Below are 18,138 nucleotides of genomic sequence, written 5' to 3'. Positions count from 1 at the left end.
CTGTATACGGAGGGTTGTTAGCCGATCACCTCGGCGTCACAGTCCTGGGCGCGCAGGGCGCGGGCCAGGTCGTCACGGCACTCCAGCACCACCCGGCGCAGCGCGGGCGCGGCGTCGGGGTGGGCGGCCAGCCAGGCGTCGGTGGCGTCCAGGGTCGCCCGGTCGCCCTGGGTCATCGGGAACAGGCCCCGGACGATGGACAGGGCGATCTCGATGGACCGTTCCCGCCAGGCGCTCTCGATCACCTCGAAGTAGCGCGGGGCGTAGGGCGCCAGCAGCTCCCGCTGGTCCGGCTGGTCGAAGCCGGAGATGGTGGCCTCGACCAGGGCGTTCGAGAGCCGGTCGGACTCCACCACATCCGCCCAGGCCCGCGCCTTGACCTCGGCGAGCGGGCGGGCGGCCAGGCAGCGGACCTGGTGCCGCTTGCCGGAGGCGGTGTTGTCGCGGTCCAGCTCGGCGTCCAGCGCGTCCTGCCCGGCCACGCCCCGGGCGGCCAGGGTGAGCAGAAAGGCCCAGCGCAGTTCCTGGTCCACCTCCAGCCCTTCGATCCGTGCGCTGCCCGCCAACAGGTCCTGGAGCAGCGTCAGTTCGTCCTCGTCGGTGGCCAGCTGGGCGAAGAAGCGGGCCCAGGCCAGCTGGTGGCCGCTGCCCGGCTCGGCCCGGCGCAGCTCGGCCAGCGCGCTCTGGGCCAGCAGCCGCCCGGCCGCCTCGCGGGAGGCGGGCACGGTGTAGTGGGTGAGCGCGGTGGCGGCCTGCCCCTGGACGGTCTGGAGCACACCGATGTCGCTCTCGTCGCCCGCGAAGCGGCGGACCAGGTCCAGGAAGTCCCGGGCGGGCAGCAGGGCGTCCCGGGTGAGGTTCCACAGCGCGGACCAGCACAGGGCGCGGGCCAGCGGGTCGGTGAGGTCGCCCAGGTGGGCGCGCAGGGTGGCCAGTGAACGCTCGTCGAAACGGACCTTGCAGTAGGTCAGGTCCTCGTCATTGACCAGGACCAGCTCCGGGGCCTGGGCCCCGGCCAGCTCGGTGACCACGGTGCGGGCCGCGGTGACATCGGTCTCGGCGCGGGCGTAGCGGACGAGTTCCGCGCCCTCGCGGCGGTAGAGGCCGATGGCCACCCGGTGCGGGCGCAGCGGCTGTTCGCCGTCCGCCTCCTGGAGCACGGCCAGTTCGGTGATCCGGCCGTCCGCGTCACAAGTGACCTCGGGCGTGAGGGAGTTGACGCCGGAGCTCTGCAGCCAGGCCCGGGACCAGGTGGTCATGTCCCGGCCGGAGGTCTCCTCCAGCACCGAGAGCAGGTCGGCCAGGCGGGTGTTGCCATAGGCGTGCCGGGCGAAGTAGCGGCGGGCGCCCTCCAGGAAGGCGTCCCGTCCGGCATAGGCCACCAGCTGCTTGAGCACCGAGGCGCCCTTGGCATAGGTGATGCCGTCGAAGTTGAGCTTGGCGTCCTGCAGATCGCGGATGTCGGCGGTGACCGGGTGGGTGGAGGGCAGCTGGTCGGCGCGGTAGGCCCAGGCCTTGCGCCGGTTGGCGAAGGTGACCCAGGCGTTGTCGAAGCGGGTGGCCTCCACCTGGGAGAAGGAGCCCATGAAGTCGGCGAAGGACTCCTTGAGCCACAGGTCGTCCCACCACTCCATGGTGACCAGGTCGCCGAACCACATATGGGCCATCTCATGAAGGATCACATTGGCCCGGCCCTCATAGGCGGCCCGGGTCACCTTGCCGCGGAAGACGAATTCCTCGCGGAAGGTGACACAGCCCGGGTTCTCCATGGCGCCCAGGTTGTACTCCGGGACAAAGGCCTGGTCGTACTTGCCGAAGGGGTACGGGTAGCCGAAGTGCTCATGGAAGAAGTCGAAGCCCTGCTTGGTGACGGTGAAGATGTCCTCGGCGTCGAAGTGCTTGGCCAGGCCCTTGCGGCAGAGGGCGCCCAGCGGGATCTCCAGGGTTCCGCCGTCGGGCAGTTGGCGCCGGTAGTGGTCGCGGACCACATGGTACGGACCGGCGACCACGGCGGTGATATAGGTGGAGATGGGGCGGGTGGGCTGGAAGCGCCAGGCGGAGGAAGTGGCGTCCACGGGGGCGCACTCGCCGTCCTGGGCGCCGTTGCTGAGCACGGTCCAGCCGGTGGGGGCGGTGACCGCGAAGGTGAACGGGGCCTTGAGGTCGGGCTGTTCGAAGTTGGCGAAAACCCGGCGGGCGTCGGCCGGTTCGTACTGGGTGTAGAGGTAGACCTCGCCGTCCTCGGGATCGACAAAGCGGTGCATGCCCTCGCCGGTGCGGCTGTAGGCGCACTGGGCGTCCACCACCAGGACGTTGTCGGCCTCCAGGCCGTCCAGCGCGATCCGGGAGCCGTCGAAGACGGCGGCCGGGTCCAGCTCGCGGCCGTTGAGGGTGACCGAGGTGACGGCGGGCGCCAGCAGGTCGGCGAAGGTGGCGGCGCCGGGCTCGGCGCAGCGGAAGCGGATGGTGGTCACCGAGCGGAAGGTGCGGGGCTCGCCATTGGCCTCACCCACCGCGGAACGCAGGTCCAGTGCCACGTCGTAGGCGTCCACGGTCAGCAGCGCGGCCCGCTGCCGGGCCTCCTCACGGGTCAGATTCTCGCCGGGCACGTGCGGGCTCCCTCGGATCGGCTGGACTTTCGAGCTTGAGGAATCATGGCATGGGGGCGGTTGTTGAAAGGCTGACCGTTCATTGCGTACGAGGAGCAGGAGCCAAGGGTGACCACAGACGAGAAGACCACCGCCGACTTCTGGTTCGACCCGCTGTGCCCGTGGGCATGGATGACCTCCCGCTGGATGCTGGAGGTGGAGAAGCAGCGTCCGGTGCGGGTGCGCTGGCATGTGATGAGCCTGGCCGTGCTCAATGAGAACCGGCTGGACGAGCTGCCGGAGGACTACGCCGAGACGATGCGCTCCGCCTGGGGGCCGGTGCGGGTGTGCATCGCAGCGGCGCAGGAGCATGGCGAGGAGGTGCTGGGGCGGCTCTACACGGCGCTGGGCACCCGCTTCCACAACCAGGGGCTGCCGCGGGAGCGGGCGACGATCATCGCCGCCCTGGAGGAGGCCGGGCTGCCGGCCTCGCTGGCGGACGCGGCCGACTCCGACGCCCATGACGAGGCGCTGCGCAAGTCGCATGCGGAGGGGATCGAGAAGGTGGGTACGGAGGTCGGCACCCCGGTGATCGCGGTGCCCGGGCCCGAGGGCCGCGAGGTGGCCTTCTTCGGCCCGGTGGTCACCCCCGCCCCCAAGGGCGAGGCCGCCGCCCGCCTGTGGGACGGCACGCTGCTGGTCGCCTCCACGCCGGGCTTCTACGAAATCAAGCGCACCAGGACCGAGGGCCCCATCTTCGACTGAGGGTGCCCCGTCAGGGGCGCGGGGCGGCCACATATGCGGCTCCGCCGCGTGGGCGCGACCAGCCACGCACGGCCTGCGGCCGGGCGACGGGGGTTGTCGGCAGACGCCGTTTCGTCGCCGGGCACCCACCAGGGGCGCGGGGAACTGCGCGACCGGCCACGCACGGCCTGCGGCCGGACGACAGGGGTTGTTGGCAGACGCCGTTTCGTCGCCGGGTGCGAACCGTCCTCGGCCGGTCGCGCAGTTCCCCGCGCCCCTTGGGGTGGCGCCGGAAGTCGTTCGGCTGCACGGCCGTCCGTGGCTGGTCGCGCAGTTCCCCGCGCCCCCAAGGGGGCGCACCGTGTCCCCCGGGGGAACCCGGTGGGCGGGCGCGGGACGGGCTCACATCGTAGGGTCGCGCCATGGGCCAGACCGACCTCAGCGAGCCCCTGGGCCGCGACGGCGGCTGGGCGGAGGCGGAGCCACCCTGCACCAACGCCGCCTTCGCCGAGCTGCCCGTACGCCCGTACGACCTGCTCACCGTCGCGGTCTGCCGCACCCTGGCCGCCCTGTGGCACGCCCTCGGCCTGCGGCAGGCGGCCGGGATGCTGCGGCACTACCTCGGCGCCACCGGTACCCCGCGCCGGGTGGACGCCGAGGCGCTGCTCGCCCTGCCGGCCGTCCGCGCCGCCGCCGACGAACAGCTCCGGCGCTGGCGGGAAGAGGCACTGCGCCGGTGGAACGCCGGACCGCGCGCCCCCGCCGCGTACCCCGCCGACAGCGGCTGGCGGGACGCCCTGATCACCCGGCGGGTCAGCCCCGACTGGTGGCTGGCCCTGCGCTGTGTGGAGTTCCGGCTGACCGGCACCGTCCGGGTGGCTGCCGATGGCTCCATCGTCATCGACTACCGCTTCGCCGTGGCGAAGAGCTGGAACTTCGACCGTGGCAAGTCGGAGTGCGGAGTGCCCTTCGCCCCCTTCGCCCGGCTGCATGAGACCGGGCTGGCCCGTGAATTCACCGTGACCGGCGAGGCGTTCGGACACGCCTGAGCCTGGGACCATGGGGAAGACCCCCGCGCGACTCGACCGCGCGGGGGCCTCCACCGTGCCTGCCGCGTGACACGGGTGAGAAGACGATCACGAGCAGGCGGCTGGGGGGCGGAGGTCAGGGCGCCAGCAGCAGCGCGTTGCCCCGCTCCTTCGCGGCCGCGTAACGCTTCGCCACGTCCTGCCAGTTGACCACCTGCCACATGGCCTCGATGAAGTCCACCTTCTGGTTCTTGTACTGCAGATAGAACGCGTGCTCCCAGGCGTCGAAGACCAGGATCGGGGTGGAGCCCTGGCCCACATTGCCCTGGTGGTCGTAGACCTGCTCCACGATCAGCTTGCCGCTGAGCGGCTCATAGGCGAGCACACCCCAGCCCGAACCCTGCGTGGTGGCGGCCGCCTTGGAGAGCTGGGCCTTGAACTTGGCGAAGGAGCCGAAGGATTCGGCGATGGCGTCGGCCAACTCGCCCACGCCGTCCTTCTCCAGCGGCTCGCCGCCACCGTCACCGGTCATGTTCTGCCAGTAGATGCTGTGCAGGATGTGGCCGGAGAGATGAAAGGCGAGGTTCTTCTCCAGGCCGTTGATGGCCCCCCACTGGTCCTTGTCACGGGCCTCGGCCAGCTGCTCCAGGGTGTCATTGGCGCCCTTGACATAGGCCGCATGGTGCTTGTCGTGGTGCAGCTCGATGATCTTCGCGTCGATGACGGGCTGGAGCGCCGCGTAGTCGTACGGGAGTTCAGGAAGTGTGTAGATGGCCATGCCGAGCCCTCCGACTGCTTATTGCAATTAACTTGCAGGTAGACGCTATCAGCAAGTGCCCGGCGCTGGCGGAACGAGGGGGCATTCTCGGCCCAAAGACGTAAGGCGGGGTGGGACCTGAGAATCAGGTCCCACCCCGCCCGGAGAGCGGAGAGTTGTCAGTGCGTCAGTTCCGCCTGGCGGCGGCCGAGCGCTGGCGCAGATAGCCGGTCAGCGCCAGGGCCACGGTGAGCCCCGCGGTGGCGTACAGCTGCTCGGCGGTGTCCTGCTCCCGCAGCATCAGACCCAGGGTGGCCACGATCCCGGCCAGCGCCACCCAGGTGAGCACCGGGAAGGCCCACATCCGTACCACCAGCTTCTCCGGCTCCTCGCGCTCCAGCTTGCGCCGCAGCAGCAGCTGGGTGGCGGCGATAAAGCCCCAGACCACCAGCACGGCGGCGCCGGTCATATAGAGCAGCCACTTGAAGACGGTGGTGGGCCACCAGTAGCTGAACAGCACCGCCAGGAAGCCGAAGGCCGAGGAGGCCAGTACGGTCAGGCGCGGCACCCCGTTACTGACCTTGGCCAGGAAGCGGGGGCCCTCGCCGCGCTGGACCAGCGAGTGGGACATCCGGGAGGCGCCGTAGATATTGGCGTTCATCGCCGAGAGCAGGGCGGCCAGCACGATCACATCCATGATCCGGCCGGCCGCCGGGATGTCGAGGTAGTTGAGCACCGCGACATAGGGGCCGTCGGTGACCACCGACTTGTCGGTCCACGGCAGCAGGGTGACCACCACCAGCATGGAGCCCACGTAGAACAGCGCGATCCGCCACATCGCGGTGCGCACCGCCTTGGCCACGCCCTTGACCGGCTGCTCGGACTCGGCCGCCGCGATGGTCACCGTCTCCAGGCCGCCATAGGCGAACACCGAGGCCAGCAGTCCGGCCACCAGTCCGTCGGTGCCATTGGGCAGGAAGCCGCCGCGTCCGGTGAGGTTGTGGGTGCCCGGGGCGGAGGTGCCCGGCAGCAGGCCCAGGATGGCCAGCACCCCGATGACCAGGAAGGTGCCGATGGCGGCCACCTTCAGCGCGGCGAACCAGAACTCGAACTCGCCGAAGTTGCCGACCGCCGCCAGATTGGTCCCGCAGAACACGGCCATAAACAGCAGCACCCACATCCACGAGGGCGTGGAGGGGAACCACTTCACCATGATGGACGCGGCGCCGATGGCCTCCACGGCGATGCCCACACACAGCTCTATCCAGAACATCCAGCCCGCGGTGAAGCCCGCCCAGGGGCCTATGGCCCGCTCCGCGTGCACCGAGAAGGTGCCGGAGGCGGGGTTGGCCGCGGCCATCTCACCCAGCATCCGCATCACCAGCATCACCAGCAGCCCGGACACCGCATAGGCGAGCACAATCCCCGGTCCGGCGGCCGCGATGCCGGTGCCGGAGCCCACGAACAGTCCGGCGCCGATCACCCCGCCGAGGGCGATCATCGACAGATGGCGTTGTTTGAGGCCGTGTGACAGGGCGCCGTCGGCCGAGTGCGGCGTTGTATCGCTGGCTTCGCGCTCGGTCGCGGAGGTCGCGGTTATGCGAGTCATGGTGGTGTCCGTCCCCGTGACATGAGTTAAGGAAGGTGAATCAGCGCTGAAAAGTTGCCTCAGTGTGGGGGCGATGTTCGCTCAGGACAACACTTCTGACAGAGGTGTCCGTTATTCAGACACCGGGGTGACTCTCCGCGACTGGCGGATCGTCAGAAACCGGGCTTTTTGCTCGGGCTTTTTCCTCCGGGCTTTTCATCCAGGCTCTTCGCCGGGGACGAGCATGGCGCCCGAACCGGCCGGCGTCAGGACGCGCGGCGCAGCCGCAGCTCGCGCAGGCCCGCCACCGCCAGCACCGCACCGGTGGCCGCCGCCGACCACAGCAGCTGCGGCCGGGAGCCGGCGTCGGTGAGCATCAGGACCAGCACCCCGCCCATGGCGGCCAGCGCCAGCCAGGTCAGATAAGGGAAGGCCCACATCTTCAGGGACAGCCGCTCCGGCGTCTCCCGCTCGATCCGCCGCCGCAGCCGCAGCTGGGAGGCGGCGATCAGGCCCCAGACGAAGAGCAGCACCGCGCCCACCGCGTTGAGCAGATAGTGGAAGATCGAGTCCGGCCACTTGAGATTGAGGATGACCGAGGCGAAGCCGAAGGCCACCGAGGCCAGTACGGCCCGCCGGGGCACCCCGCCGCCGGAGACGGTCAGCAGCGAGCGCGGCGCCTCGCCCCGCTCGGCCAGCGAGAAGACCATTCGCGAGGAGCCGTAGAGGTTGGCGTTGAGCGCCGACAACAGGGCCACAAAGATCACGATCTGCATGATCTGGCCGGCCGCCGGCACCCCGATGTGGTCCAGCACCGCCACATAGGGGCTCTCGCCCGGCTTCAGCGAGGACCAGGGCAGCAGGGTGACGATGACCAGCATCGAGCCCACATAGAAGAAGAGGATGCGCCACACCGCGCTGCGTACCGCCCGGCCCACCGCCCGCGCCGGGTCCTCGGACTCGGCGGCGGCGATGGTGACCACCTCCAGGCCGCCGAAGGAGAAGACCACGGCGAGCACTCCGGAGATCACCCCGCTCCAGCCGCGCGGCAGAAAGCCGCCCTGGCCGGTGAGGTTGGTGAAGCCCACGGGATGGGTGTCCGGCAGCAGACCGAAGACGGCCAGCAGGCTCAGGCCCAGGAACAGCACAATGGCGCCGACCTTGAGCGCGGCGAACCAGAACTCGAACTCACCGAAGTTCTTCACCGCGGAGAGGTTGGCGGCGGTGAACACCACCATGAACACCAGCACCCAGGCCCACTGCGGCATCCCCGGCACCCAGCCATGGGCGATCTGCGCGGCGGCGGTGGCCTCCACGGCCAGCACGATCACCAGCAGGAACCAGTAGAGCCAGCCCACCGTGAACCCGGCCCAGCGGCCCAGTGCCCGCTCGGCGTGCACCGAGAAGGCGCCCGAGGCGGGCATCGCCGAGGAGAGCTCGCCCAGCATCCGCATCACCAGCATCGCCAGCGCACCGGCGATCAGATACGAGACGATGATCCCGGGCCCGGCGACCGCGATCCCGGCGCCCGAGCCCACAAACAGCCCGGCACCGATCACTCCGCCCAGCCCCAGCATCGTCAGATGCCGCTGCTTGAGTCCCGCGGACAGAGGTTCCTGCTCGCCGGCGAGCGGCTCGGCGGCCGGAGGTGCGTCGTGCATGCGGTTCGTACTCTCAGGTGTCGTGCGGGAGCGCGGGGCTTGCGACGGGGGCGCAAGGTATGCGCGCGTCCACAATCTCCCGAGCCGGGCCTTCCGGCCAAGCCGGGCCGGGTGGCAGGTGACCAGCATCACTCGGGCGAAACCCGCCAAAGGCTATGGGCCGGGCTTTGTCAAAGGTGACTACGTGCCGAATGGACCGGGCTGGACTAACGTCAGCCTGTCCTCTTATTCATGCCTTATCCACGCACCTCTCGGGGAGTTCCGATGGCCACCGCCGCAACGTCAGTGACTGGGACCGGTACGGTCCTCGCCGATCTCCTGCCCGCCTCCTCGGCCGCCCGGGCCCGGGTCCGGGACGCCGCCCTGATCCTGGGCGGCGCGGTGCTGACCGGGGTCACCGCGCAGATCACGGTGCCCGTTCCCGGCTCGCCGGTTCCGGTCAGCGGGCAGACCTTCGCCGCCCTGCTGGTGGGCACCGCCCTGGGCGCCCGCCGGGGCTTCCTCTCGCTGGCCCTCTACGCGGTGGCCGGTATGGCGGGCATGCCGTGGTTCGCCGAGGCCCGCTCCGGTGCGGCCTTCCCCTCCTTCGGCTATGTCCTGGGCATGCTGCTGGCCGCCACGGTGGCCGGTGCCCTGGCCCGTCGCGGGGGCGACCGCTCGGCACTGCGGACGGCGGGCACGATGGCTCTGGGCTCGGCCATCATCTACGCGGTGGGCGTGCCCTATCTGGCACTCGCCGCTCATCTGTCGCTGTCCCAGGCCGTGGCGGCGGGCCTGACCCCGTTCCTGATCGGCGACGCGCTCAAGGCGGCGCTGGCCATGGGCGTACTGCCGTCCGCCTGGCGGCTGGTGGGCCGTCGCTGACCCTTTCCGGTACGCCGCGGGCCCGTGTTCCCTGTCAGGGGATGCGGGCCCGTTCGTCTATGCCTCGTACCGCGGCAGGTCCCCGGTGGGCAGCTCGCCGCCCAGCTCATCGGGCAGCGGCACGGCGTCGCCGTACTTGCCGTACGACACGGTGCGGTAGCCCTCGTCCGAGGGACGGGAATGGAGGCTCCAGCTCCCCTTCGCCGGAAACAGATAGAGCAGTCGCGGTACCCGGGCCTCCGCGTACCAGGCGATCTTGTCGGCGACGCCCACGGGGCGCTCGGAGGGCGAGGTCACCTCGACGGCGAGTTCGGCATCCTCGCCGGGCAGCAGCCACTCCTGGGGTTCGGCCGCCAGGACGGCGGTCCGGCACACCAGCAGGCTGGGTACCGCGTAGTCGTCCGGGTCGCCCGGCAACGGTACGGCGACGTTCTCGAAGTCGCCGAGACCTTCGGGGAGCCGGTCGTCCAGGAGGTGGCGCAGGTCGTTCAGGGCCGCCATATGGTGAACGGGAGGAGCGGGGGGCATCAGCAGCGTGCCCCTGATGATCTCGATCCGCCGCCCGGTGGCGAGCTGGATCTGCTCGGCGGCTTCCCGCAGTCTGCCGCGAGCAGCGGGGATCTTCACAAGTCGCGTGGCCAACGGGCGTCCTTCCGCTGTCTGGACCGGTGCGACCGTACGGGCAGATCCCAACTGCCCGCGGGGGGAGACCGGTTCTGGTGCGGACGTGTCCGTTGCCGCCCATCGGCTGACCGGTCAGCGACCACGGAAACGACGCCGGGCCCGCGCCCCCCGGAGGGAAACGCGGGCCCGGCCCGTACTTACCGAGAACTACTCGGCGATCTCCGCCTTCTTGTGGCGGCGGCCCAGGATCACACCCAGGGCCAGCACCAGCACCCCGACCAGGCTGGAGGCCAGCACCTGGTCACGGTTGTCGCCGCCGTCCACCACCATGTAGCCGAGGACGAAGAGGATCATGCCGATGGTCGCCCAGGTGAGATAGGGGAAGAGCCACATCTTCACCAGGTGCTTCTCCGGCATCTCGCGCCGGATGATCCCGCGGAACTTCAGCTGGGTGAAGCAGATCACCAGCCAGACGAACAGGGCAATCGCACCGGAGGAGTTGAGCAGGAACTTGAACACGGTGTCCGGCCACCAGTAGTTGAAGGCCACCGCGACGAATCCGAAGACCACCGAGGCGAGGATCGCGGTCTGCGGCACGCCCCGCTTGTTGGTCACCGAGAACGCCTTGGGCGCGTCACCGCGCTGACCCAGCGAGAAGGCCATCCGGGAGGCCGTGTAGAGGCCGGAGTTGAGGCAGGACAGCACCGCGGTCAGCACGATCACATTCATGATCTGCCCGGCGTGCGGAATGCCGATCGAGTCCAGCGCCGCCACATAACTGCCCTTGTCGGCAATGGCCTTGGAGTTCCACGGCAGCAGCGAGACGACCACCAGGATCGAGCCCAGGTAGAAGACGCCGATCCGCCAGATCACACTGTTGGTCGCCTGGCGGACCGCGCGCTGCGGGTCCTCCGACTCACCGGCGGCCAGGGTGACGATCTCGCTGCCCATAAAGGAGAAGACGACCATCAGCACACCGGTGAGGATCGCCCCGGGGCCATGGGGCAGGAAGCCGCCGTGCGAGGTCAGGTTGGACAGTCCGGCGGTGTCGCTGTGCGAGCCCGGCAGCACACCGAAGACGGCCAGTCCGCCGATGACGATAAAGGCGGCGATCGCGACCACCTTGATGCCCGCGAACCAGAACTCGAACTCACCGTAGGAGCTGACCGAGGCCAGGTTGGTGGCGGTCAGCACCAGCATCACGATCAGGGCCCAGCCCCACTGCGGCACGGCCGGGATCCAGCCCTGAAGGATCTTGGCACCGGCGGTCGCCTCGACCGCCAGCACCACGACCCAGAAGAACCAGTACAGCCAGCCGATGGTGAAGCCGGCCCAGCGGCCCAGCGCCCGGTCCGCATAGGCGGAGAAGGAGCCGGAGGTCGGGTTGGCCGCGGCCATCTCGCCGAGCATGCGCATCACAAAGACGACCATGGCGCCGACGAGCGCATAGGAGATCAGGATGCCGGGACCGGCCGCGGCGATACCGGACGCGGAGCCCACAAAGAGACCGGCACCGATGACGCCACCGATGGCGATCATGGACAAATGCCGGTTCTTGAGCCCGGCCTTGAGGCCGTCCTGGGTGCCCGACGCGGCGTCCGCGGGATCACCCGAGGACGCCTTTGTCATGGTCGGCGGTATCGCGCTCATGAACAGGATTCCTTTGGTTCTGGGATTACTCGGGGTACGAGTCCTGGGCATTAGAACTTTCCCGGGCGGTATTTCGGAAGACCCGAATCCGTATCGTTGTCTTCACCGAGTGTGCGCACTCGTCCCTGGAGAGTGACGGCTGCCCGGGCATGTCAGACTGCACGCATGCGCGTGTACCTCGGCTCCGACCATGCCGGTTACGAACTCAAGAACCACCTCGTCGAATGGCTCAAGGCCCATGGCCATGAGCCGGTGGACTGCGGGCCCCACATCTACGACGCCCAGGACGATTACCCCCCCTTCTGCCTCCGCGCCGCGGAGCGGACCGCCGCCGACCCGGAGAGCCTGGGCATTGTGATCGGCGGCTCCGGGAACGGCGAGCAGATCGCCGCCAACAAGGTCAAGGGCGTCCGGGCGGCCCTGGCCTGGAGCGAGCAGACGGCGGCGCTGGGCCGGGAGCACAACAACGCCAATGTGATCTCGGTCGGCGCCCGGATGCACTCCCAGGAGGAGGCGGTGAAGTTTGTGGAGATCTTCCTCACCACCCCCTACTCCGGTGACGAGCGTCACACCCGCCGTATCGAGATGCTCAGCCGTTACGAGACCACCGGCGAGCTCCCCCCGATCCCGGCCCACCACCCGCAGCAGGGCTGACCCAGCCCGGACGGCCCGCGGTCCCGGTGGCCCAGCCCCGGCCGCGGGCCGACGCATCGGAGGCATCCCCTTGCCCGAAGGGCACACCATTCACCGCCTCGCCGCGGACCATCGCGCCCTCTTCCCGGCCGGCCGGCCACTGCGGGTCACCAGCCCGCAGGGGAAGTTCGCCGATGGCGCCGCCCTGGTGGACGGACAGCCGCTGGCCGGCGCCGAGGCTCATGGCAAGCACCTGTTCCTGGACTTCCGGCCGACCGGCTGGATCCATGTCCACCTGGGCCTGTTCGGCAAGTACACCCTGGGCCGGGCCCCCGTCCCGCCGCCCACCGACACCGTGCGGCTGCGCCTGGCCACCCCCGAAGCCCATGCCGACCTCCGCGGTCCCACCGCCTGTGCGCTGATCACCGATGAGGAGAAGCAGGCGATACACGACCGTCTGGGACCGGACCCGCTCCGCCCGGACGCGGATCCCGCCCCCGCCTTCGCCCGGATATCCCGCAGCCGCAGCAGCATCGCCGCGCTGTTGATGGACCAGAAGGTGATCGCCGGAGTGGGCAATGTCTATCGCGCCGAGGTCCTCTTCCGGCATGGCATCGATCCATACCGAACGGGACGCGATCTCACCCGGTCCGAATTCGACGTGATCTGGGCCGACTTGGTGGCGCTGATGCGCGAGGGCGTACGCAACAACCGGATCGACACGGTACGTCCCGAGCACACCCCCGAGGCCATGGGCCGCCCGCCCCGGGTGGACGACCACGGCGGCGAGGTGTACGTCTACCGCCGCGCCGGACAGCACTGCCATATCTGCGGCGGCGAGATCCGCACCGCAGGACTGGCCGCCCGCAACCTCTTCTGGTGCCCGGACTGCCAACGCCATTGAGAACAGGGCCCGGTGGGCACCGGGAGGGTGGCCACCGGCGCGCGTACCCCGCCCCCGCTCATCCCGCGCTTCCCCGGGCTTCCACGAGCGCCCCCGCGCGCCCTCCCCGGCGTTCACGCCCTGGACGGCGCGCCGTTGCCACGCCGGCCACCCGCCGAAACCCATGCCAAGCGCCGTATACCCGTGCGGCCGAACGACTTTCGCATAGGGTTGCTTCCGGGGCGTCCGGCCGGCCGCGCCCAGGCTGTCGTGTCGGCGCGGCGTGAATCGACGCACCGCCGAATGGGTGGATAAGGTCCCGAAGCAATGACTGGCGGTGCGGAGACCCCGACGGCCCGGATGCGCAAAGCACTGCACCGGGTCCGCACCAGTGTGCGCAAGTCCGGCGTGGACTACTTCCGCGGCGACGGCTCCGACTGGCTGGCCCTCACCGCCCTGCTGCTCTCCGTCCCGGCCCTGGCCCTGGGCACCATTGCCCAGCCCGAATGGTGCGCCCCTGCCGCCCTGGTGCTGCCCATCGTGGCCGGCGGACTGCTGCTCCGCCCGGCCAGCCTGCTCGGCCTCTACGCCACCGCCGCCACCGCGCTGATCGTGGAGTCCGCCGTCCTGGACCCCTATGCCTACGGCGCCGACCGGGTCACCCCCGGCACCATCCTGGTGGTGGCCGCGGTGGGCTTCTTCGGCCTGCTGATCGCCCAGTTCCGCAGCCGGGTCGGAGTGCCCTGGCGGCGCGGCGGCACCATGCTCTTCGACCTGCGCGAACGCATCCGCGTCCAGAGCAAGCTGCCCAAACTGCCGCGCGGCTGGCACCGGGAGATGGCGCTGCGCCCGGCCGGCGGCCAGTCCTTCTCCGGCGACTTCGTGGTCGGCGCCCGTACCAATGGCGGCCGCACCCTGGAGGTCGTCCTCACCGATGTCTCCGGCAAGGGCATGGACGCCGCCTCCCGCGCCCTGCTGCTCTCCGGCGCCTTTGGCGGCCTCCTGGGCTCGCTGCCGCCGCATGCCTTCCTGCCCGCCGCCAATGGCTATCTGCTCCGCCAGGACTGGGACGAGGGCTTCGCCACCTCCGTCCACCTGGTGCTGGACCTGGACAGCGGCGACTACGAACTCTTCTCCGCCGGGCATGTGCCCGGCCTCCATCTGTGCGCCGGGACCGGCCGCTGGGAGGAGAAGTCCGCCGAGGGTCCGCTGCTCGGCGTCTATGACGGCGCCCAGTTCGACTCGGTCAAGGGCACGCTGCGGCGCGGCGATGTGCTGATGCTGTTCACCGACGGCCTGGTGGAGACCGCGGAACGCGAACTCACCGAGGGCATGGACCGGCTCACCGGCGCGGCCGACCGCTATGTCTCCTCCGGCTTCGCGGGCGCCGCCTGGCATCTGATCGAGGCGGTCGCCAAGGACGTCAACGACGACCGGGCGCTGCTGCTGATCTGCCGCGACTGAGCGGCTGGGCGGCCGGCCGGTGGCATTGGCCGAGACCGCCGGACACCACCTGACGGACCGCCGTGCCCTTGAAGAACGTGTAGTGGAACGTGCCCCCGGGCCTTGCCGTACGGCGCAGGTCCGCGATCCCCCGGTCCCAGTCGGCGGCCGTGGTCAGGCCCGCCGCCAGGGCCTTCTCCCGGACGGCTTCGATCATGGCGACAAAGGTGTTCCGGGTGAAGCCCCTGGCCAGTGCGGGGCGCCCGTCGTCCGCGTAGACCGTGCGCGGAGTGACCACCACCCGCCGGTAGCCGGCCTCGCGCAGCAGCGGTCCCAGCCGGCGGCCGATCAGGGCATCCCCGCCGTGCGCGGACTGCAGCCGGACCTGATGGCCGATGGCGGCCCGCGCATAGCGGCTGTCGGGGTGGAAGACGGCCGAACCGTGGTCACCCTCGATCACGGTGACCGAGCCGCCGGGGCGCAGCAGCCGCCGCAGCGCGGTCAGGGCGGCCAGCGGGTCCGGCAGGTGCTCCAGGACGAAGCAGATGAAGAGGTGATCGAAGCAGCCCTCGGCGAGCGGGAGTTGGTGCAGGTCGGCCTGGAGCCACTCCACCTGGGCACCGGGCACCTCGGCCGCCACCCGCTCCCGGGCCAGCTCCAGGGAACGGGCCGAGGAGTCCACGGCGGTGATCCGCACCCCCTGCCCGGCCTGGGCGAGCCGCACCGTCTGGGCGCCGACCCCGCAGCCCACCTCCAATACCCGGCTGCCCGGCGCGAAGGCCGTGTCCGAGTGCAGCAGATCGGCCAGCACACCCGCCTGGTCGTCCAGCCGTCGCGCCTCGACGGCCGAATACCCGTGTACATATCCCGTGTTCATGATCCCAGCGTGTCGGCAGAATGGCCCGGTGGACAGATCCAATGGAGCGCATGCCAACGGGTCCATAAGCGGATCCGCAACCGCCGGCGCCGACTTCCTTCAGCTGGACATCGGCCAGGCGCCGCCCGGCGGCCGGACCGACTGGCTGGCCGCCCGGCTGCGCCAGGCGATCACCGACGGTCGGCTCCCGGTGGGCAGCAGGCTGCCCGCCACCCGGGTGCTCGCTGCCGAACTCCGGGTCTCCCGGGGCGTGGTGACCGAGGCGTACCGGCGGCTCGGGGAGGACGGGCAGATCGCCGGACGCGGCCGTGGGGGCACGATTGTGGTCGCCGCACCCCTGACCGCACCCGCGCCCCCGACGCCCAACCACCCGGCAGTGGGGGCCCGTTCGCCGTTCCCGGCGACCCCTGGCACGGACGCCTTCGATGTGCTGCGCACCGCACCGGCCCGGATCGACCTCTCGCCCGGACTGCCGGATGTGGCCGCGTTCCCCAGGGCGGCCTGGCTGCGCGCCGAACGCGCGGTGCTCGCCGGACTCACCCCCTGCGCCTTCGGCTACGCCGATCCCCGGGGCGCCGTGGAACTGCGCCGGGCGGTCGCCGACCGGCTGGCCCGCTACCGGGGCTTCCGGGCCGGCCCGGACCAGGTGCTGATCACCGCCGGCACCGCACAGGCCCTGGGACTGCTGGCCCAGGCTCTCTCGGCGGACGGCATCCGGCAGGTGGCCGTAGAGGACCCGGGCTCGATGGGCGCCCGTCAGCACCTGGCCCACTGGGGGATGGACACCCCACCGGTCGCCGTGGACGAACAAGGCGTGGATGTGGCCGCGCTACGGGCCTGCGGCGCCCCGGCCGTTCTGCTCACCCCGGCTCACCAGTTCCCCAGCGGGGTGGTGCTGGGCGGCGAGCGGCGCCGGGCGCTGCTGGGCTGGGCGGCGGAGGGCGGGCTGGTGATCGAGGACGACTATGACGCCGAGCACCGCTATGACCGGCCCCCGGTCCCCGCGCTGCGGTCGATGCTGGCGGAGCGGGTCTGTTACACGGGCAGCGTCTCCAAGCTGCTGGCCCCCGCTCTGCGCACCGGCTGGTTGCTGGTGCCGTCCGCCCATCGGGACGCCGTCATCGAGGCCAAGCGGTGCACCGACCTGGGCAATGCCGCACTGCCCCAGCTGGTGCTGGCCCATCTGATGGAATCCGGTGAACTGGAACGGCAATCACGTCTGCTGCGCCGCCGCCACCGTGCCCGGCGCGACGCCATGGTGCGGGCGGTAGCCAAGTCGCTGCCCGGCGCCGTGGTACAGGGCGCGGCGGCCGGGCTGCATCTGACGGTCACCTTCGCGGCGGGCTTCTGCGACACCGAGCTGGCCGCCGCCGCGCTGGAGCGGGGAGTGAAGGTGCAGCCGCTGTCCTGGCACCGGCAGCGCCCCGGCCCGCCGGGGCTGGTGCTGGGCTATGCCGCCACCCCCTCCACCGCCATCACCGAAGGGGTGGCCCACATCGGCCGCGCCCTACGGGCTTTGTGAGCGGTGGTCAGGTGACCTTGCGGAACGCCCAGTTCATCCGCGGCTCCATCAGGGGACGGAACACCCGCCGTACCGGCGCGCTGCACAGCGCTGTGATCATCGCGATACCCAGCAGGGTGACCAGGAGTTCGCCCAGCGGGCGGCGGATCCAGGCGGCCGCGTCGTACCACTCGTACCAGCGGGAGATCTTGATCACGAAGCCGTGCAGCAGATAGCCGTAGAGCGTGCCCGCACCCAGCGCGGTGAACCAGGTCCGGCGGCGGGGCACCCAGGCCAGGAAGGCGATGATGAGCACCGCGGCGGCCAGGAACAGCGCCAGGGTGCTGAACGGGGCCGTCCAGGCGGGCCGGTGCAGGTCCTGGACACAGGAGTTGTGGTACAGCCAGCCGCTGTCCAGACGGGGCGCCAGCCAGTACGCGGCCAACAGCGCGGCCGCGAACACCGGCACCGCCGCGATCCGCACCCACCGCCGGCGGACCAGCGCAAAGTGCTCCGGCCGCAGTTGGAGGCCGATCACAAAGAACGGCAGGAACTGCAGCACCCGCATGAGATCGAAATCACTGCCCACCTCCCGGGTGGCCGAGGCCACCACCGCGACCAGGAAGGACACCGCCACCGGCCAACGCACAAGCTGCCAGATGGGCGTGGTCAGCCGCCATAGGAACAGCGCCGCCAGGAACCAGTTGAGGTACCAGGGATTGAGCAGCGAGAAGGCGTCCGGCCGGGCGTCGGGTTCCAGCCACCGCTGAAAACCGACATAGAGCACCTGGAAGATCAAATACGGCACCAGCACCCCGCTGACCAAGCGCTTGAGCTTGGCCGGGCCGAGGTCGAAGCCGCGGGAGAAGTAGCCGGAGATCAGGATGAAGGCCGGCATATGGAAGGCGTAGACGGTGAGGTAGAGCGCCATCGCCGCCCGGCTGCTGTCGGTCAGCGGCTCCCAGGAGTGGCCGAGCGCGACCAGCACGATCGCCAGGTACTTGGCGTTGTCGAAGAAGGGATCGCGCTGCCCGGCGGCGCCTTCGCCCCGGGGCCGGCCGCCGCCGGATACCTGGGACGGCACGGACGGCGCGGTCTGCGCCTTGGTGGTGGGGGACACCCCAGGCACCTTAGTGGCGGGGCAGAAGTCCACCCAAATCGCCTGCCCGGCAACGGACTTCCGCCTCAGCGGCCGAAATCGATCCTTTGTTGACCGGAGCACCTGCTCGATGAATCGTCACTGCGCCCCTACATAGGGCGAGTTGGTGGCACCATAAGTGCCGAGGGGGCCCGCGGT

15 protein-coding genes are annotated in these 18,138 nt (G+C 70.5%); 7 read left to right on the top strand and 8 right to left on the bottom strand.

Features of this window, described 5'->3' with window-relative positions:
- Positions 1 to 17: 17 nt before the first annotated feature.
- Positions 18 to 2,609 (bottom strand): aminopeptidase N, encoded by a 2,592-nt coding sequence (gene pepN, locus CV755_RS17580; RefSeq protein WP_109281166.1) that lies wholly within the window; start codon positions 2,607 to 2,609, stop codon positions 18 to 20.
- A 108-nt stretch (positions 2,610 to 2,717) separates the two neighbouring features.
- Here pepN and CV755_RS17575 point away from each other — a divergent pair, with 108 nt between their 5' ends.
- Both CV755_RS17575 and CV755_RS17570 read left to right on the top strand, forming a co-directional pair.
- Positions 2,718 to 3,353 (top strand): DsbA family protein, encoded by a 636-nt coding sequence (locus CV755_RS17575; protein WP_109281165.1) that lies wholly within the window; start codon positions 2,718 to 2,720, stop codon positions 3,351 to 3,353.
- A 401-nt stretch (positions 3,354 to 3,754) separates the two neighbouring features.
- Positions 3,755 to 4,381: a hypothetical protein gene (locus CV755_RS17570; RefSeq protein ID WP_109281164.1), complete on the top strand. Its 627-nt coding sequence runs from the start codon at positions 3,755 to 3,757 to the stop codon at positions 4,379 to 4,381.
- A 115-nt stretch (positions 4,382 to 4,496) separates the two neighbouring features.
- On the opposite strand, the gene CV755_RS17565 is transcribed toward CV755_RS17570, so the two are convergent.
- The 3 genes from CV755_RS17565 to CV755_RS17555 form a co-directional block, all read right to left on the bottom strand.
- Positions 4,497 to 5,138 (bottom strand): superoxide dismutase, encoded by a 642-nt coding sequence (locus CV755_RS17565; protein WP_109281163.1) that lies wholly within the window; start codon positions 5,136 to 5,138, stop codon positions 4,497 to 4,499.
- Positions 5,139 to 5,304: 166 nt separating this feature from the next.
- Positions 5,305 to 6,726 carry an amino acid permease gene (locus tag CV755_RS17560; RefSeq protein ID WP_109281162.1) on the bottom strand — a complete coding sequence of 474 codons (1,422 nt, stop codon included), beginning with the start codon at positions 6,724 to 6,726 and terminating at the stop codon, positions 5,305 to 5,307.
- A gap of 245 nt (positions 6,727 to 6,971) precedes the next feature.
- The gene (locus tag CV755_RS17555; RefSeq protein ID WP_109281161.1) at positions 6,972 to 8,366 is read right to left on the bottom strand and encodes an amino acid permease; all 1,395 of its coding nucleotides are present in this window, start codon (positions 8,364 to 8,366) and stop codon (positions 6,972 to 6,974) included.
- A gap of 264 nt (positions 8,367 to 8,630) precedes the next feature.
- Here CV755_RS17555 and CV755_RS17550 point away from each other — a divergent pair, with 264 nt between their 5' ends.
- Positions 8,631 to 9,230: a biotin transporter BioY gene (locus CV755_RS17550; protein ID WP_109281160.1), complete on the top strand. Its 600-nt coding sequence runs from the start codon at positions 8,631 to 8,633 to the stop codon at positions 9,228 to 9,230.
- A 57-nt stretch (positions 9,231 to 9,287) separates the two neighbouring features.
- Here CV755_RS17550 and CV755_RS17545 read toward each other — a convergent pair whose 3' ends face one another.
- Positions 9,288 to 9,872 (bottom strand): Uma2 family endonuclease, encoded by a 585-nt coding sequence (locus tag CV755_RS17545; RefSeq protein WP_109281159.1) that lies wholly within the window; start codon positions 9,870 to 9,872, stop codon positions 9,288 to 9,290.
- Positions 9,873 to 10,061: 189 nt separating this feature from the next.
- Positions 10,062 to 11,504 carry an amino acid permease gene (locus CV755_RS17540; RefSeq protein WP_193553421.1) on the bottom strand — a complete coding sequence of 481 codons (1,443 nt, stop codon included), beginning with the start codon at positions 11,502 to 11,504 and terminating at the stop codon, positions 10,062 to 10,064.
- Between the two features lie 165 nt (positions 11,505 to 11,669).
- Between CV755_RS17540 and CV755_RS17535 the strand changes: the two genes are divergently transcribed.
- From CV755_RS17535 to CV755_RS17525, 3 genes are all read left to right on the top strand, one after another.
- Positions 11,670 to 12,158 carry a ribose-5-phosphate isomerase gene (locus CV755_RS17535; protein ID WP_109281157.1) on the top strand — a complete coding sequence of 163 codons (489 nt, stop codon included), beginning with the start codon at positions 11,670 to 11,672 and terminating at the stop codon, positions 12,156 to 12,158.
- Positions 12,159 to 12,228: 70 nt separating this feature from the next.
- Positions 12,229 to 13,041: an Fpg/Nei family DNA glycosylase gene (locus tag CV755_RS17530; protein ID WP_109281156.1), complete on the top strand. Its 813-nt coding sequence runs from the start codon at positions 12,229 to 12,231 to the stop codon at positions 13,039 to 13,041.
- 306 nt (positions 13,042 to 13,347) lie between these two features.
- Positions 13,348 to 14,484: a PP2C family protein-serine/threonine phosphatase gene (locus tag CV755_RS17525; RefSeq protein ID WP_109281155.1), complete on the top strand. Its 1,137-nt coding sequence runs from the start codon at positions 13,348 to 13,350 to the stop codon at positions 14,482 to 14,484.
- Here CV755_RS17525 and CV755_RS17520 read toward each other — a convergent pair.
- Positions 14,444 to 15,340, bottom strand: a complete 897-nt coding sequence (locus tag CV755_RS17520; RefSeq protein ID WP_109281154.1) for a methyltransferase domain-containing protein — start codon at positions 15,338 to 15,340, stop codon at positions 14,444 to 14,446. The genes CV755_RS17525 and CV755_RS17520 overlap by 41 nt on opposite strands.
- Here CV755_RS17520 and pdxR point away from each other — a divergent pair.
- Positions 15,339 to 16,862, top strand: a complete 1,524-nt coding sequence (pdxR, locus tag CV755_RS17515) for a MocR-like pyridoxine biosynthesis transcription factor PdxR (protein ID WP_109281936.1) — start codon at positions 15,339 to 15,341, stop codon at positions 16,860 to 16,862. The genes CV755_RS17520 and pdxR overlap by 2 nt on opposite strands.
- 7 nt (positions 16,863 to 16,869) lie before the next feature.
- Here pdxR and CV755_RS17510 read toward each other — a convergent pair whose 3' ends face one another.
- Complete coding sequence (locus CV755_RS17510) at positions 16,870 to 17,961, bottom strand: acyltransferase family protein (protein ID WP_422070558.1); 1,092 nt, start codon at positions 17,959 to 17,961, stop codon at positions 16,870 to 16,872.
- Positions 17,962 to 18,138: the final 177 nt, after the last annotated feature.

This window comes from Streptomyces orinoci (assembly GCF_003121295.1).
In the GTDB taxonomy this organism is placed as follows: domain Bacteria; phylum Actinomycetota; class Actinomycetes; order Streptomycetales; family Streptomycetaceae; genus Streptomyces; species Streptomyces orinoci.
This window is presented reverse-complemented; position numbering and strand designations above follow the sequence as displayed.

Excerpts from the sequence above, each read along its gene's own strand:
- CV755_RS17570 (WP_109281164.1), top strand. The coding sequence starts at position 3,755 with ATGGGCCAGACCGACCTCAGCGAGCCCCTGGGCCGCGACGGCGGCTGG.
- CV755_RS17565 (WP_109281163.1), bottom strand. The coding sequence starts at position 5,138 with ATGGCCATCTACACACTTCCTGAACTCCCGTACGACTACGCGGCGCTC.
- CV755_RS17560 (WP_109281162.1), bottom strand. The coding sequence starts at position 6,726 with ATGACTCGCATAACCGCGACCTCCGCGACCGAGCGCGAAGCCAGCGAT.
- CV755_RS17555 (WP_109281161.1), bottom strand. The coding sequence starts at position 8,366 with ATGCACGACGCACCTCCGGCCGCCGAGCCGCTCGCCGGCGAGCAGGAA.
- CV755_RS17550 (WP_109281160.1), top strand. The coding sequence starts at position 8,631 with ATGGCCACCGCCGCAACGTCAGTGACTGGGACCGGTACGGTCCTCGCC.
- CV755_RS17540 (WP_193553421.1), bottom strand. The coding sequence starts at position 11,504 with ATGAGCGCGATACCGCCGACCATGACAAAGGCGTCCTCGGGTGATCCC.
- CV755_RS17535 (WP_109281157.1), top strand. The coding sequence starts at position 11,670 with ATGCGCGTGTACCTCGGCTCCGACCATGCCGGTTACGAACTCAAGAAC.
- CV755_RS17525 (WP_109281155.1), top strand. The coding sequence starts at position 13,348 with ATGACTGGCGGTGCGGAGACCCCGACGGCCCGGATGCGCAAAGCACTG.
- pdxR (WP_109281936.1), top strand. The coding sequence starts at position 15,339 with ATGATCCCAGCGTGTCGGCAGAATGGCCCGGTGGACAGATCCAATGGA.
- CV755_RS17520 (WP_109281154.1), bottom strand. The coding sequence starts at position 15,340 with ATGAACACGGGATATGTACACGGGTATTCGGCCGTCGAGGCGCGACGG.